This is a genomic window from Paenibacillus wulumuqiensis, from assembly GCF_000971965.1.
Classification (GTDB): domain Bacteria; phylum Bacillota; class Bacilli; order Paenibacillales; family Paenibacillaceae; genus Saccharibacillus; species Saccharibacillus wulumuqiensis.
Map to the genome: position 1 here is coordinate 31,539 of NZ_LAQP01000004.1, position 16,112 is coordinate 47,650.

Annotated in this window: 8 protein-coding genes; all 8 read left to right on the plus strand. The window is 52.1% G+C overall.

The annotated features are described in order from the left end of the window. Nucleotides 1-305 precede the first annotated feature (305 nt). The 8 genes from ahpC to WH45_RS12190 all read left to right on the plus strand — a co-directional run bounded on the left by ahpC (nt 306) and on the right by WH45_RS12190 (nt 16,081). Nucleotides 306-869 (plus strand): alkyl hydroperoxide reductase subunit C, encoded by a 564-nt coding sequence (ahpC, locus tag WH45_RS12155; RefSeq protein ID WP_046214700.1) that lies wholly within the window; start codon nt 306-308, stop codon nt 867-869. A 39-nt stretch (nt 870-908) separates the two neighbouring features. Further along, the gene (gene ahpF, locus WH45_RS12160; RefSeq protein WP_046214701.1) at nt 909-2,438 is read left to right on the plus strand and encodes an alkyl hydroperoxide reductase subunit F; all 1,530 of its coding nucleotides are present in this window, start codon (nt 909-911) and stop codon (nt 2,436-2,438) included. Between the two features lie 531 nt (nt 2,439-2,969). Next, on the plus strand, nt 2,970-3,746 hold the full coding sequence (locus WH45_RS12165) for a 16S rRNA (uracil(1498)-N(3))-methyltransferase (RefSeq protein WP_046214702.1): 777 nt from the start codon (nt 2,970-2,972) through the stop codon (nt 3,744-3,746). Between the two features lie 3 nt (nt 3,747-3,749). Next, entirely contained in the window at nt 3,750-5,096 is a 1,347-nt protein-coding gene (mtaB, locus tag WH45_RS12170; protein ID WP_046214703.1) for a tRNA (N(6)-L-threonylcarbamoyladenosine(37)-C(2))-methylthiotransferase MtaB, read from the plus strand. A gap of 174 nt (nt 5,097-5,270) precedes the next feature. Then, the gene (locus WH45_RS12175) at nt 5,271-6,641 is read left to right on the plus strand and encodes a class I SAM-dependent rRNA methyltransferase (RefSeq protein ID WP_046214704.1); all 1,371 of its coding nucleotides are present in this window, start codon (nt 5,271-5,273) and stop codon (nt 6,639-6,641) included. 351 nt (nt 6,642-6,992) lie between these two features. Then, nucleotides 6,993-10,529: a helicase-exonuclease AddAB subunit AddB gene (gene addB / locus WH45_RS12180; protein ID WP_046214705.1), complete on the plus strand. Its 3,537-nt coding sequence runs from the start codon at nt 6,993-6,995 to the stop codon at nt 10,527-10,529. 19 nt (nt 10,530-10,548) lie between these two features. Then, nucleotides 10,549-14,616: a helicase-exonuclease AddAB subunit AddA gene (addA, locus tag WH45_RS12185; protein WP_046215143.1), complete on the plus strand. Its 4,068-nt coding sequence runs from the start codon at nt 10,549-10,551 to the stop codon at nt 14,614-14,616. A gap of 274 nt (nt 14,617-14,890) precedes the next feature. Further along, complete coding sequence (locus WH45_RS12190; RefSeq protein ID WP_046214706.1) at nt 14,891-16,081, plus strand: exonuclease SbcCD subunit D; 1,191 nt, start codon at nt 14,891-14,893, stop codon at nt 16,079-16,081. Nucleotides 16,082-16,112: the final 31 nt, after the last annotated feature.

Consider the following 16,112-nt stretch of genomic DNA (forward strand, 5'->3'; position numbering starts at 1 on the left):
AAGATCAGGAGTCGACATAATGGGTATTAACATGGTGGAGCATGAAAATGCTTTACGATCAAAAAGGATAAATATGAACAATTATTGAACATTCACAAGGTGAATGAACCTCTTCAAAAGGGCAAAATAATTGAAAATCGCCTATAAAAAGGAAGAAAATTCCTTTCCAAAATGAAGATTAAGTGAAGTCCCGTACATCGCTTGACATGACCCTGTGTATAGTATGATAATGATTCTCAGATTATACTTATTCTAATTACATTTTAGGATAACCAAAAAATATTGGAATCAGGAGGAATTTTATTATGTCTCTTATCGGTAAAAAAGTAGATGCTTTCAACGCAAAGGCTTTCCACAATGGTGAGTTCATCGATGTATCCGAACAAAACTTCCAGGGTAAATGGAGCGTTGTCTGCTTCTATCCGGCTGACTTCACTTTCGTATGCCCAACAGAGCTGGGTGACCTGCAGGATCAATACGCTACACTGAAAAATCTGGGTGTGGAAGTATACTCCGTATCTACTGACACTCATTTCACACATAAAGCATGGCACGATCACTCCGATGTAATCGGCAAAATCGAGTACATCATGATCGGTGACCCTTCCCAACGCATTTCCCGTATCTTCGACGTTCTGGACGAAGAAGAAGGTCTGGCACAACGCGGTACATTCATCATCGATCCGGAAGGCGTTGTTCAAACGGTTGAAATTAATGCTGACGGTATCGGCCGTGATGCAAGCACGCTGGTAGACAAAATCAAAGCAGCTCAATACGTTCGCAATAACCCGGGTGAAGTTTGCCCTGCAAAATGGAAAGAGGGCGCTGAAACCCTGAAACCAAGCCTGGATCTGGTTGGTAAAATCTAAGTTTAAACTGAAACGTTTAACGGTAAGGAGCATGAGCAAATGGTATTAGATGCAGAAATGAAGGTCCAACTGTCGCAATATCTCCAGATGCTGGAGAGCGACATCGTGCTGAAAGTCAGCGCTGGCGATGATAAAACATCCCAGGAAACGCTGGCACTCCTTGACGAACTGGCTGCCATTTCTCCGCGCATCAAAGTGGAAACAGCGGTACTGGAACGTACACCAAGCTTCAGTGTAAACCGTGTAGGTGAAGATACCGGCGTTATATTTGCCGGTGTTCCACTTGGACACGAGTTTACCTCGCTAGTTATGGCACTGCTTCAGGTAAGCGGCCGTGCACCAAAGGTGGATGACAGTCTGATCGCTCAGGCGAAAGCAGTTAAAGGTCCATATACATTTGAATCCTATGTCAGCCTGACCTGCCACAACTGTCCTGATGTGGTACAGGCGCTGAATATTCTGAGTGTACTGAACCCGAACATCAAGCATACGATGATCGAAGGTGGCGCATTCAAACATGAAGTGGACAGCAAAAACATTATGGCAGTGCCTACGGTATTCCTGAACGGCGAGCCATTCGGCAGCGGACGCATGTCTCTGCAGGATATCCTGTCCAAACTGGGCGCAGGCCCGGATGCGGACGAACTGTCCGAGAAAGCACCTTATGATGTGCTGGTAATCGGCGGCGGTCCTTCCGGCTCCAGTGCAGCGATCTATGCAGCCCGCAAAGGTATTCGTACCGGTCTGGTAGCCGAACGCTTTGGCGGTCAGGTAATGGATACGGTCGGTATCGAGAACTTTATCAGTGTAAAATACACCGAAGGTCCAAAGCTTGCAGCCAGCCTGGAAGAACACGTAAAGGAATACGGCGTGGATATCATGCCATCCCTGCGTGCCAAGCGTCTTGAGAAAAAAGACATGGTTGAAGTGGAACTGGAAAACGGTGCTGTACTGAAAAGTAAAACCGTTATTCTCTCCACCGGTGCACGCTGGCGCAATATCGGCGTACCGGGTGAAGAAGAATTCAAAAATAAAGGCGTAGCCTACTGCCCACACTGTGACGGCCCTCTATTCGAAGGCAAACACGTTGCAGTAATCGGCGGCGGCAACTCCGGTATCGAAGCAGCGATCGACCTGGCCGGTATCGTGAAGCACGTCACTGTTCTTGAATTTGCCTCGGAACTGAAAGCCGATTCCGTCCTGCAGGAGCGTCTGTACAGCCTGCCGAACGTAACGGTAATCAAAAACGCGCAAACCAAGGAAATTACAGGTGACGATACAGTCAACGGTATTACCTATATCGATCGTGACACGATGGAAGAGCAGCATGTGAAACTGCAGGGCGTATTCGTTCAGATCGGTCTGGTGCCTAACACCGACTGGCTGAAAGATACACTTGAATTGACTCGCATGGGTGAAATCGTCGTGGACAAACACGGTGCAACCAGCCTGCCTGGCGTATTCGCTGCCGGCGACTGCACAGACAGCGCCTACAAGCAGATCATTATCTCGATGGGTTCCGGCGCTACTGCAGCACTGGGCGCATTCGATTACATGATCCGCAACTAATCGGATACAACGAGCAACATGACTCCGGCAGTCAACCCGCTGTTACGATAGGCAGCCGGATCATACGCTCTGTATATCCGGCGCTGTGATTCATTACATGCCAACCCAATAAAACTCCCGTTCCTGCAACCGGATCATCCGGCGCAGAAGCGGGAGTTTTTTGTTGGGAGAATCAGCAGGAAATGCATCAGAATACATAACCTTACCCCGAGCATGCAGTAGCATTTACCATGAATTCCGATGTACAATTTAAATTGAAACCCTAGCCCTACCTGTTCAAAAGTTGTATGATAGGGATTCAGGTATTTCACTCCGATATGGAGCTGCAGGGCCTTTGGAAGTCCGGCTTGTCTTTACAAACCGGGCTATTTGAATGTCACCCGGTGCTCCCATGTGCTGCAATAACAGGCACCGGAGTCAGGCGGCAGGCTACATAAGCAGATTATTGATCCACGCCGCATACCGACCCATGCCAGAGAATGTCAGGATTCAATTCCAGTACGAAAATGCCATACAGAAAGTGGATGAGTGATGCAGCGATATTTTGTACCGGCCAATCAGTTCAGTGAGCAGGAAGTTACGATCACTGGTGAGGATGCACGGCATATTATAAGAGTGATGCGTTCGCAGGAAGGCGACGAGCTGATCGCCTGTGACGGCAGTGAGCTGGATGTGCTGGCCGAGATTGTCAGCATGGAGGACGGCATTGTCATCGCACATATCGTCGAGCGGCTGGAACAGCTGTCGGAGGCGGGGGTGCAGGTTACGATTGCCCAGAGCCTTCCGAAGGGCGACAAGATGGAGACCGTGATCCAGAAATGCACGGAGCTGGGAGCAGCAGCATTTGTTCCTTTTCTATCCGAGCGTACGGTGGTGCAGTATGATTCACGCAAGGAAGAGAAGCGTATTCAGCGCTGGAGCAAGATTGCCAAAGAAGCGGCCGAGCAAAGTCATCGCAGCCGTATTCCCCAGATCGGTCAGCCGCTCAGCTGGAAGCAGCTGCTTGCTACATTTGGGCAGTATGATTTAATCTGTTTTTGTTATGAAAAGGAAAATGGCAGCCAGCTGCGCGATGTGGTTCAGCCATTTGCTGCCAATCTGCAGCAGAGACAGGATGCGGACACACCTGCACGGGTGCTGATTGTTGTCGGACCAGAAGGCGGGTTTGCCGAGCAGGAAGTGGAAGCAGCCGAGCAGCAGGGGGCTGTGCCTACAGGTCTGGGCAGACGGATTCTCCGCACGGAGACGGCTGCCATGACGGCGCTGGCCTGCATTATGTATGAAACCGGAGAAATGGGAGGAATTTAACTTATGCCATCTGTAGCGTTTTACACGTTGGGCTGTAAAGTCAACTTTTATGATACCGAAGCCATGTGGCAGCTGTTCAAAAATGAAGGCTATGACCAGGTCGATTTTGAAGAACAGACTGCGGATGTATATGTGATTAATACCTGTACCGTAACCAATACCGGCGATAAAAAAAGCCGTCAGATTATCCGTCGTGCCGTACGCCGTAACCCGGATGCGGTCATCGCGGTAACCGGCTGCTATGCACAGACGTCCCCGGCCGAGATTCTGGATATCGAAGGCGTCGATCTGGTCGTCGGTACGCAGGATCGCGACAAGCTGATGGATCATATTCGCACCTTGCAGAGTGAGCGTCAGCCGATTAACGCTGTACGCAATATTATGAAGACACGCGAGTTTGAAGAGCTGGATGTGCCGGACTTTGCCAATCATACCCGCGCATTTCTCAAAATCCAGGAAGGATGCAACAACTTCTGTACATTCTGCATTATTCCATGGTCTCGCGGACTATCTCGCAGCCGTGCAGCCAGCAGTGTAATCGCCCAGGCGCATCAGCTGGTAGCAGCAGGCTACAAGGAAATCGTACTGACCGGTATTCATACGGGCGGCTACGGGGATGACTTGGAAGATTATGATCTGGCGGATCTGCTATGGGATCTGGACCGGGTCGAAGGGCTGGAACGTATCCGTATCAGCTCTATCGAAGCGAGTCAGATTGATGAGAAGGTGCTGGATGTACTGAACCGCTCTTCGAAAATGTGCCGTCACTTCCATATTCCGCTGCAGGCCGGCGATGATAACGTTCTGAAACGGATGCGCCGCAAATATACGGTAGCTGAATATGCGGAGAAAATCCGCCGTATTCGCCAGTCCATGCCGGATGTAGCGATTACGACAGACGTCATCGTAGGCTTCCCGGGCGAGACGGAAGAAATGTTCCGCAATGGCTACGAGATGATGAAGTCGATCGGCTTCTCCGAGATGCACGTCTTCCCTTATTCCAAGCGTACCGGTACACCGGCTGCACGCATGGAAGATCAGGTGGATGAAGAAGTGAAAAATGCCCGTGTACACGAGCTGATCGATCTGTCCGAACAGATGCAGCTGTCCTATGCGGAGAAGTTTGTCGGTCATGTACTTGATGTGATTCCGGAAAATAACGATAAAGGATTATACGGTGAAGGCATGATCGCGGGATATAGCGATAACTATCTGCAGATTGCTTTTGAAGGATCGGAAGATCTGGTCGGCAAGCTGTGCCGCGTTAAGCTCACCGAACCCGGCGTCAATACAAGCAAAGGTCAACTGGTTCGTGTATTGGAGCAGACTCCAACTCCGCTGGCCCAGTAAGAGCTTTTATATCGTTTTATAACAGACAGGATACGACGAAAGGATTTCACTTTACCGTTCGGTTAAGGTGAAATCCTTTGTTTTGATCAAGCATGCATCTGTGTGCATACACACAACCGGCAGCCAAAACGTAAGTTGGCGGGCTGTACGGACTTTATGAGGGAGTGACCACTATTGGCAAGCATCATTTTGCATCAGAAACGTAAAAAAAGACTCGAGCAGGGACATCCATGGGTATTTGAAGGCGAGATCGCCGAGGTGGAAGGTCAGCCGGAACCCGGTCAGATCGTCAGCATTCTGAACCATCAGCGCAAATTCCTCGCTTCCGGTTATTACAACCCCGCGTCTCGTATCACGGTACGTGTAGTATCTCATCAACCGCTGGAAGATCTGGATACCGCCTTTTTCGCAGAGCGGTTTGAATGGTGCCTCAAGCACCGGACACGTTTTCTGAGTGGGGAGAATGCTTATCGGCTTGTTTATGGCGAGGCTGACTTCCTGCCGGGTCTGATTGTTGACCGGTTTGGAGAGATTCTCGTTGTACAATTGCTGACACTGGGAATGGACCGCCGCCGCCAGCAGATCATTGATGCGCTTGTACAGGTTGTACAGCCTGCCGGCATCTACGAACGCAGCGACGTATCCGTACGCAAGCTGGAAGGTCTGGAAGAAGTCAAAGGCGTAATGTATGGAGAATGTCCACGCCACGTAACCGTATCGGAGAACGGGCTGCTGATCAAAGTCGATATTGAGGAAGGCCAGAAAACAGGCTACTTCTTCGACCAGCGCGAGAATCGTGCTTCGATTGCACCGCTGATGCTCGGCTGGGGTGAACGAAGCGGCATTCAGCTGACAGAGATGGGGCAGGATGGACAGCAGGTGACGGTACCGGTGAACCGCAACGGCAAAGTCGTCGACTTCCCGTACTGGGATGGCGCGACCGTGTTGGAGTGCTTCTCCCATACCGGCAGCTTTACACTCAATGCATGCAAATACGGAGCCAAAAAAGTGACCTGTCTGGACATATCCGCTCATGCGATTGAGAGCGCCCGTGAGAATGTGCGTCTGAACGGATTCGAAGACCGGGTGGAGTTTGTTGTGGATGATGCCTTTGATTATCTCCGCAGCAATGCCAAAGGGCTGGAAGAGCGAAATCAGCGTGCTGCTGCCGATGCCGGACAGGATACATCCAAGCCGATGACAGCCGGCGGCGGACGCAGCTGGGATGTCGTTATCCTCGATCCGCCTGCTTTTGCCAAAACCAAGAGTGCTGTACCTGGCGCAATCCGCGGTTACAAGGATATCAATCTGCACGGTATGAAGCTGGTCAATGAAGGCGGCTATCTGGTTACGGCGAGCTGTTCCTATCATATGCGTCCCGATCTATTCCTGGAGACGATCCAGGATGCAGCCAAAGATGCTGGCAAAGTGCTGCGTCTGGTCGAATGGCGTGCAGCCGGCAAGGATCACCCGCAGATTCTGGGTGTAAATGAAGGACATTACCTGAAATTTGCGATCTTTGAAGTACGCAGCAAAGACTTTTAAACTATAATCAGATAACGATCAATAATTTCTAAGCCATTTATTGATCTTATCCCATAATCCCCTCTTTCCGGATATACAATACGATGTATTTCAGGCAGAGGGGATTTACATATGTTTGCCGGATAATGGCGAACAGGATTGAATTATGAGCCGGATTGTATTACTCTTAATAGGATAAGGGTAGGAACATGTGTTCCTTTTTTTGGTATTGTATTTTTATGGATATGACGCTGGGGATGCTTATTTGCGGTCCTTGCTTAATGATCCTTGCTTGTGATCCTTATATGTTCTGTTTCTATAACAGGTTAATTGTGAATATAGATTTTATTTTGCAGGAATGAAGGTGATGGTATGCCACTCAAGTTTATGCTGGGCCGTTCGGGCAGCGGCAAGACGACAACAGTCATTCAACGGATTATCGATCGGATTGGGCAGCAGCCGGATGGTCCGCCCATTTTGCTGCTTGTGCCTGAACAGGCTTCCTTTCAGGCGCAGTATGCACTGATTCGCACGCCCGAGCTTCGCGGTAACATACGGGCGCATACGTACGGGTTCCGTCATTTTGCCGATTGGATTCTGCGGGAGACCGGCGGTTCGGCTCGTACGCCAATCGGCGATGAAGGCAAGAAAATGCTGCTGTATAAGCTGATTCATGCCCATCAGCCGGAACTGCGGTTATTCGGTGCATCCAGTGACCAGTTCGGTTTCATCGGCAAATTAAGTGAATTGTATACGGAGTTCAAGCATCATGCTCTGTCTGCAGAAGAGCTGGCCCGTTATGTACAGCAGCAGGGGACACGGCGTTCGCCGCTGCTGAGCGATAAGCTGCATGATCTGCAGCGCATCTATCAGGAATATGAACAGGGACTGGCCGGTCTGTATGTGGATCGTGATGATACGCTGAATGATCTCGCAGCCGCGATCCCGCAGTCGGAGTCGCTGAATGGGGTGGAAGTATGGATCGATGGATTTCACAGCTTCAGTCCGCAGGAGTATGCGGTTATCGCCGCGCTGCTGGCCAAGGCTGTATCGGTTACGATTACGCTCACCCTGGATCGGCCTTATGAGGAGGAGCCGCCGCAGGAGATGGAGCTGTTCCATCCGACGGCGCTGACGTACCGCAAGCTGTCCCAGCTGGCTGCTGCGATCGATGGAAGCACTATGCCGACTATCGAGAACCTGTCGGCCTCTTTGGATAGCGTACCGATTCGTTTCCAGCACAGTCCGCAGCTGGCGCATCTGGAATACGGCTATCGCCACCGCAAAGTATGGCGTGCGCCATCTACTGATCATGAAGACGCTCAGGAGCATGATATTACTATTCACAGTGCGCCTAATCGACGCTCCGAAGTGGAAGCTGCCCTGCGTGAGATGGTGCGGATCGCCCGGGATAAAGGTGCGCGATGGCGAGATATGGCGCTGTTCGTGCGTACGCTGGATGATTATGAACATGTGATTGAGCCGCTGCTGCAGGATTATGGCATTCCTTATTTTATGGATAAACGACGCGGCATTCTGCATCATCCGCTGGCCGAGTTTCTGCGTTCTGCGCTTGATATCGTCATGTATCACTGGCGCTACGAAGATGTATTTCGCTGCATCAAGACGGGGATGCTCGTTCCCGATGATGGGCGTGTCAGTGGGGAAGACCTCGACCGGTTGGAAAATGCGGTGCTGGCGACAGGCATCTACGGCTCCCGCTGGACCGATGGACGTCCATGGCGGAATATCCCCGGTATTCATATGGACAATGAAGAAGAGCGCAGTGAAAGCCAGCGTGCGGCTGCACAGCGTATCGAGCAGGCGCGAGACCTGGTGACCGGGCCATTGATTACTTTTGAAAAGAAAATCAAAAAGGCTCGTCATGCGACCGAGATGTGCATCGCTCTGTACCAGCTGATCGAAGACTGCAATATTGCCGGACAGTTGGAGCAGATGAGCGGCAGTGCAGCCCTGGCAGGCGATCCGCTGCGGGCACGTGAGCATGTACAGATCTATGGCAGCATTATGGATCTGCTGGAGCAGATGGTGGATATTATGGGAGAAGGCGAGCTGGAGCTGGCTACTTTTGCAGGTCTATTGGAGACAGGGCTTGCCGGTCTGCGGCTTGGTATTATTCCGCCCGCGATGGATCAGGTGCTGATCGGTTCGATGGATCGGACCCGCCCGATGGATATCCGGTATGCATTTGTGCTCGGAGTGAATGACGGGATCGTGCCGTCCGTATTTATGGATGATGGTATTCTCAATGAAATGGAACGCACCAGCATGTCGGAGGACGGACTGGCGCTCGCACCGGGTATTACGCGCCGTCAGCTGGATGAGCGTTTTCTGATATACAATACGCTGACCATGGCAAGCGACAAGCTGTGGATCAGTTATTCCCAGACCGATCACGAAGGCAAAGGACTGCTGCCGTCGGAAGTGATCACCCAGGTACGCAGTCTGTTTCCTTTCCTGCAGCATCAGAATAACAGCCCGGCTGTATCAGCGGCAGAGCAGGACAGTGCCCGGATTAGCCGTCCGGCGACCACGCTGCCGGTGCTGATCGGACAGCTGCGGGACTGGAGCAGAGGCAGCGCGATTCAGCCATCCTGGTGGCATGCCTATAACTGGTATGCAACGCAGGAGAAATGGCAGCCCCAGCTGCACATGCTGCTGGATTCGCTGTTTTATGAAAATAGTGGACGGCAGCTGGCCGAGGATACGAGCCGTCATCTGTATGGCAGTGTACTGCGGACAAGTGTCTCGGGTATGGAGCAGTTCGTCTCCTGTCCGTTTGCCCACTTTGCGGCTCGGGGACTGAGGCTGCGGGAACGTCAGGAATATCGGCTCAAAGCACCGGATATCAGCAAGCTGTTTTATGCTTCACTGACCGACCTGGCGAAAGATCTAAAAAATCAAGGACGCAAATGGGGCGATCTCAGTCCCGAGGAATGTATCCAGGCTGCCGAAGCGGCAGTGGACAAGCATGTGCCAAGGTTGCAGGGAGAGATTCTGTTCAGTTCCAAACGATACGGCTATATTATGCGCAAGCTGCGTGAAATCGTCAGCCGGGCCTCTGTGATTATCGGAGAACAGTCCCGCCGCGGAGACTTTGAACCATGGTATCTGGAGCTGGTATTCGGTCCCAATGGAGACTGGCCGCCGCTGCGCTTCACGCTGGATAATGGCTGTACGATGGAGATCGTCGGCAAAATTGACCGGGTGGATATCGCCGAAAGCGATAATGGACTGCTCGTACGCATTATCGACTACAAGTCCAGCCAGACCGATCTGAAGCTGCATGAAGTCTATTATGGACTGGCACTGCAGATGCTTACCTATCTGGATGTACTGCTGACCCATGCGGAAGAGATGCTGGGACAGCCAGCTTCGCCTGCAGGTGCATTGTATTTCCATGTGCATAATCCGATGCTGCAATCCGGCAATCGGTTGACCCTGCAGCAGTCCCAGCAGGAACTGCTCAAGAAATTCAAAATGAAAGGCCTGTTGCTCGCCGATCGCGATGTGATCGGCCGGATGGATATGGAACTGGACAAAGGCTATTCGACCATTTTACCGGTAGCCGTGAAGACCGATGGCGGATTCTACAGCAGCTCGGCGGTAGCATCGCCTGGACAATGGGATGAACTGCTGCGCAATGTCAGACAGACCGCACGCGATATCGGCACAGGCATTACCGATGGACAGACCGATATTACCCCATACCGGATGGAGCAGGAAAAAGCCTGCACCTTCTGTTCCTACAAGTCAGTCTGTCAGTTCGATGAATCCGTCAAAGGCAATGCCTATAACATATTGAAGAAACCAAACAAAAATGAAACGTGGGAGCTGCTGCAGAACCAGCAGAACACGCAGAAAGGAGAGAATTCCATTGACCGTTAACCCAACCGATTATCCTGAAATGCCAAGACCGGCAGACAGCACATGGACCGATGCCCAGTGGAAGGCCATCTCTTTGCGTGGCGGCAATATGCTTGTCGCTGCTGCAGCTGGTTCTGGCAAGACGGCCGTACTGGTAGAGCGAATTATTCGCCAGGTGACAGATACGAATCATCCGCTGGATGTGGACCGGATGCTGGTAGCGACTTTTACCAAGGCAGCAGCGACCGAGATGCGTCAGCGTATTCGGACGGCGTTGGACAAGGAAGTGCTGCAGCGTCCGGATGATGAACGATTGCGCCGTCAGCTGGCTCTGCTCGGCCAGGCTTCGATTACTACCTTGCATTCCTTTTGCCTGGAAGTGATTCGTCGTTATTATTCACTGATTCCGCTGGACCCGGGTTTCCGTATTGCCAGTGAAAATGAAAGCGGCCTGCTGCGTCAGGAGCTGCTGGAAGAATTGTTTGAGGAGAAGTATGGCGAGGAAGAAGAACGCGATTCCAAGCAGTTTCACCGATTGATGAACTGGTTCGGCGGAGAACGCAGCGATGATGCGGCGATTGTGCTCGTAGAGCGGCTGTATCATTTTGCCCGCAGTCATCCGTGGCCGGAACACTGGCTCCGGCAGACGGCTGCCCATTTCCAGGCCGCCGATGGAGCCGCTCTGCAGAACACGCCATGGGTGAGCTATATTATGCAGGATATTGAAGTGTCGCTGGAAGGGATCGAAGCACTGCTGCTGCAGGCTATCGATACTTCTCGGCTGCCGGGTGGACCGGCTGCCTATGCAGACAGTCTGAATGAAGATCTGGAAGTGATCCGTCAGCTGCAGGATGCGCTGCGAGAGCAGCCCTGGACAGCGCTATATATGACTTTCCAGAATGCCGGATTTGGCAAGCTCAAAGCGGTACGCAAAGAGGGCATTGATCCGAATCTGCAGGATACCGTCAAGCAGTTGCGAGAGAATGCCAAGAAAACGCTGGCTGATCTGAAATCTTCGTTTTTCGGTCGTACACCGGATGAATTTGCTCAGGAGCTGCGTGAAGCGGCTCCGCTCATGATGGAGCTGGCCGAGCTGGTTATTCGTTTCAGTAACAAATACCAGCAGGAGAAGCAGCGCCGAGGCTGGGTAGACTTTTCCGATCTGGAGCATTATGCTCTGCAGATTCTGCGCGATCCGGCATCTGAGTCTGATCATGTGCTGCCTTCTTCCGCTGCATTGGAGTACCAGGAACGATTTGATGAAGTCATGCTGGATGAATACCAGGATACCAACTCGGTGCAGGAGCAGCTGATCCGGCTTATTTCTAGGCCCGAACAGGGCAACCGGTTTATGGTAGGCGATGTAAAGCAGAGCATTTACCGTTTCCGTCTGGCAGAACCGGGATTGTTCCTGGAAAAGTATCATACCTACAGCGAAGACTGGCAGGGAGAAGGCCGTCGAATCGATCTGTCACGCAACTTCCGCAGCCGTCAACAGGTCGTGGATGCCGTGAATATGATTTTCCGTCAGGTGATGAATGAGAAGGTCGGCGAGATCCGTTATGATGAACGTGCCGAGCTTGTAGCCGGTGCCCAGTATCCTCCTGGTGAACAAAATGCCTACGCACCGGAGTTCTGGCTGATTGACCGTGCGGGCAGCGAACGAGCGGCAGACAGCGAAGAGACAGCAGAGCTGCCTGCCGGTTCCGCTGCGGATGAGGCGGAGTTGGAAGCGGCCCGTCTGGAAGCTCAGGCGATCGCCACGCGCATCCGTGAGATGGTAGCACCTGACGGTCGTCCACTGATGATTTATGATAAAAGTATGGATGGACTGCGTCCGGCGGAATACCGGGATATGGTTATTTTGCTGCGCTCCGTATCCGTATGGGCGCCGATGATGGTAGAGGAACTGCAGCTGCTGGGCATTCCGGCTTACAGTGATCTGGAGCAGGGATATTTCGAGGCGGTGGAAGTGGACATTATGCTGTCGCTGCTAGAAATTATCGATAATCCGCAGCAGGATATTCCGCTCGCCTCGGTACTGCGTTCACCGATTGTGGGACTCAACGAGAATGAGCTGGCAGCAATCCGGCTGTTTGGCAAGGATGTTTCCTATTATGAAGCGATGCTGCTGGCATCCGAACAGATGGAAGAGCATCCTGCCGGTTGGAACAGCAAGTTGCGCCGTTTTATGGAGCAGCTCTCCAATTGGCGTGCCCAGGCGAGAGAAGATGAGCTGGGCGATCTGATCTGGCGGGTTTATCGGGAGACCGGTTATGTGGATTGGCTGGGCGGATTGCCGGGTGGTATCCAGCGTCAGAACAATCTGCGCATCCTGTACGATCGTGCACGCCAGTTCGAGCGTTCCACCTCATCCCGCGGCTTGTTCCGCTTCCTGCGCTTTATTCGCCGGCTCAAGGATAATGGCGGCGATCTTGGTGCTGCTGTATCCGGCAATCAGGAGAACGCGGTTCGTGTGATGACCATTCATAAGAGTAAAGGTCTGGAATTCCCGGTCGTATTCCTGGCAGGCATGTCCAAAATGTTTAACATGCAGGATCTGAATGGCTCGTTCCTGATGCACAAGGAACTTGGTTTTGGTCCCAAGTTTGTCGATGAAGACACACGGGTGAGCTATCCGATGCTGCCCAATCTGGCGATCCGCCGGAAGGCACTGACAGAACTGCTCGCTGAGGAGATGCGCGTCTTGTACGTTGCACTTACACGTCCAAGGGACAAGCTGATTATAGTCGGAACGGTACGTGGGCTGGACAAGAAAATCTCCGCCTGGAGTCAGGTTCAGAATTCGGATCAGCTGGAGCTGCCGGATTATATACTGGCCCGCGGCCGCAGTTATCTCGATTGGCTTGGACCTGCGATGATGCGTCACCGTGCGGCATCCGTGTTCCGCGAACGCAATGAAGCAGCAGCGGGACCTTATTCGGACTGTCTGGCTGCCGATCCATCCGACTGGCAGATTCGCATCATCGACAGCCATGAACTGCGGATAGCAGATGAAAATGGCGAACTGAGCTATGCCGGCCCGCGTGAGCATGATCCCAAATGGCATGCATTGATGGAAAAACGTGCAGTCACCGCATCGGAAATCCGCGACCATTTGGATACAGATACAGATACAGATACAGATACAGATACAGATACAGATACAGATACAGATACAGATACAGATACAGATACAGATACAGATACAGATACAGATACAGATACAGATACAGATACAGATACAGCAGATTGGCAGCACGTCGTTCATGATCGTCTTTCCTGGGAGTATCCGTATGAGGATGCGGTGCATACCCCGGCTAAGACAACAGTCAGTGAGCTGAAAAGGCAGCTGGCTAACGATGACGTGCCTGATGCGGATGTATGGGAAGGAATCTGGAACCTGCAGCCGCTGCTTGGCTCGTTTGCCAGCCGCAGTGCATCTGCACCATTGGCTGCAGATACCGCTCCATCTTCACCGCAGCCGGATTCTACAGCAGACAGCGACATAGAAGCCGGTACGATGGCTTACAGCCTGGCGTCCAGTCTGTATACCGACGGTACACTCAAGCTGCAGCGTCCCAAATTTATGGAGAAGCGCGGCTTGAGCGGAGCCGAGCGGGGAACAGCCTACCATACGCTGATGCAGCGAATTCCGCTTAACACAGGTGCGGTAGATGATTCGCTCGTAGACCGTGTCAGGGAGGAATTGGTTCAGCTGCAGATTCTCACCCAGCCAGAGGCAAATGCAGTGAAGACCAGGGATATTACTGCCTTTTTCTCTAGCGATCTGGGACAGCGCTTGACAGCATCTCAATGGGTCAGACGCGAGATGCCATTTAGCTATGGCATTCCTGTCAATGAACAGGGCGATATTATGCTGGCGCAGGGAATTGTCGATTGTCTGTTCCGCGAAGGTGAACGAACCATTCTGATCGATTACAAAACGGATCGCATCGCAGCCCATGAAGGCGGCCTGGAAGCGCTGGAACAGCGTTATCGCCTGCAGCTGGAATTATATGCCCAGGCGGTTCGTGAATCGCTGGGCTGGAAGGTGGATGAGCTGTGGCTGTACTTTTTCGATGGTGCACGGGCCGTGAAGCTCTAAAGGTAGAAGGCAGCAAGGTCAGGTACAATTGAAATGGATACCTTGCATCCGTAGTTAGACCAGCCTTCCTTTTGCATACTGTTACAATAGGAACAATCTGCAAATAGAGAATACAAGAATGAAGAATGAGAAATAAAGAGCGCAAAATGAAAGCCAAACGAAGATCAAACCAAGAAAAACCGAATACCAACGAATACCAAACGAGGTAACTGTCAGGGCCGCCTTTTTAAGTGCAGCCCTGCCGTTATTATGATAGAGATGAAGGAGGAGTCCAATGCGTATTTTACATACGGCAGACTGGCATTTTGGCAAAACACTGGAAGGCCGCAGCCGTCTGGAAGAGCAGGCTGCCTTTGTGGATGAATTGACACGGATCGCAGACGAGCAGCAGGCCGATCTAATCCTGATGGCTGGTGATGTATATGATTCGGTCAATCCTCCAGCAGCCGCAGAGCAATTGTTTTATGAAGCGGCAGCCAAACTGACCGGCAATGGACGCCCGATGGTTATTATTGCAGGCAATCACGATCAGCCCGAGCGGATCTCGTCGGCTACACCGCTTGTCCGCGGTAGAGGGATTCACCTGCTCGGTGTACCGGCCGCAGAGGGGCTGCAGATTCATATTCCTCGCACATCCGAGACAGCGGTTATCGCACCACTGTCCTATCCATCGGAAGCCCGATTGAATGAATTACTGACCGATGATAATGAGGAAAATCTGATCCGGCGCGCCTATAGTGAGCGTGTCGGTCTACTGATGAAACAGCTGGCGGCAGGGTTCCGCCCGGACACGGTAAATCTGGCGATGAGTCATATTTATGTACTGGGTGGTGTAGAGACCGATTCGGAGCGTCCGATTCAGGTAGGCGGTGCCTATACGGTTGATCCGTCGGCACTGTATACGGGCGCCCAGTACACGGCGCTCGGTCATCTGCATCGCGCGCAGGCGGTCAAGGGTGAGGGTATGATCCGCTACAGTGGTTCGCCGCTGGCCTACAGCTTTTCCGAAGCCGGTCAGGCCAAATCTGTCACCATGCTTGATATACAGCCCGGCGGTATTCCGCAGATGGAAGAAATATTCCTGACGAGCGGACGTCCGCTCGTACGCTGGAAAGCCAAAGGCGGCTTGGCAGAAGTATACCAGTGGCTGGAAGAAGGCAGAGATCCGAATTCCTTTATCGATCTGGAGATTTCCCTGCAGGAAGCGCTGGCCATGAGTGATATCCAGAATTTACGCAAAGTCTGTGGAGGCATCGTTAACATCCGTCCGGTCTATCCGGAGACCGAAATGCAGGAGCAGTTCAGCGAGCGCTCCCAGCTGCCGGTGCACGAGCTGTTCCGCAAATTTTATGAACGCCAGACCGGCGGCGCTGTTCCGGAAGACCGGCTGGTAGAGCTTTTCCTTGAACTGATTGATGCCGAGGATGCCATGGAATCACTGAGTCAGGATAGCGATGCCCGGTAGACTATCCAATAGACTTTTTTCTTTTAATTTG

Coding starts and splice junctions, on each gene's coding strand:
- ahpC (WP_046214700.1), top strand. CDS start 306: ATGTCTCTTATCGGTAAAAAAGTAGATGCTTTCAACGCAAAGGCTTTC.
- ahpF (WP_046214701.1), top strand. CDS start 909: ATGGTATTAGATGCAGAAATGAAGGTCCAACTGTCGCAATATCTCCAG.
- WH45_RS12165 (WP_046214702.1), top strand. CDS start 2,970: ATGCAGCGATATTTTGTACCGGCCAATCAGTTCAGTGAGCAGGAAGTT.
- mtaB (WP_046214703.1), top strand. CDS start 3,750: ATGCCATCTGTAGCGTTTTACACGTTGGGCTGTAAAGTCAACTTTTAT.
- addB (WP_046214705.1), top strand. CDS start 6,993: ATGCCACTCAAGTTTATGCTGGGCCGTTCGGGCAGCGGCAAGACGACA.
- addA (WP_046215143.1), top strand. CDS start 10,549: ATGCCAAGACCGGCAGACAGCACATGGACCGATGCCCAGTGGAAGGCC.
- WH45_RS12190 (WP_046214706.1), top strand. CDS start 14,891: ATGCGTATTTTACATACGGCAGACTGGCATTTTGGCAAAACACTGGAA.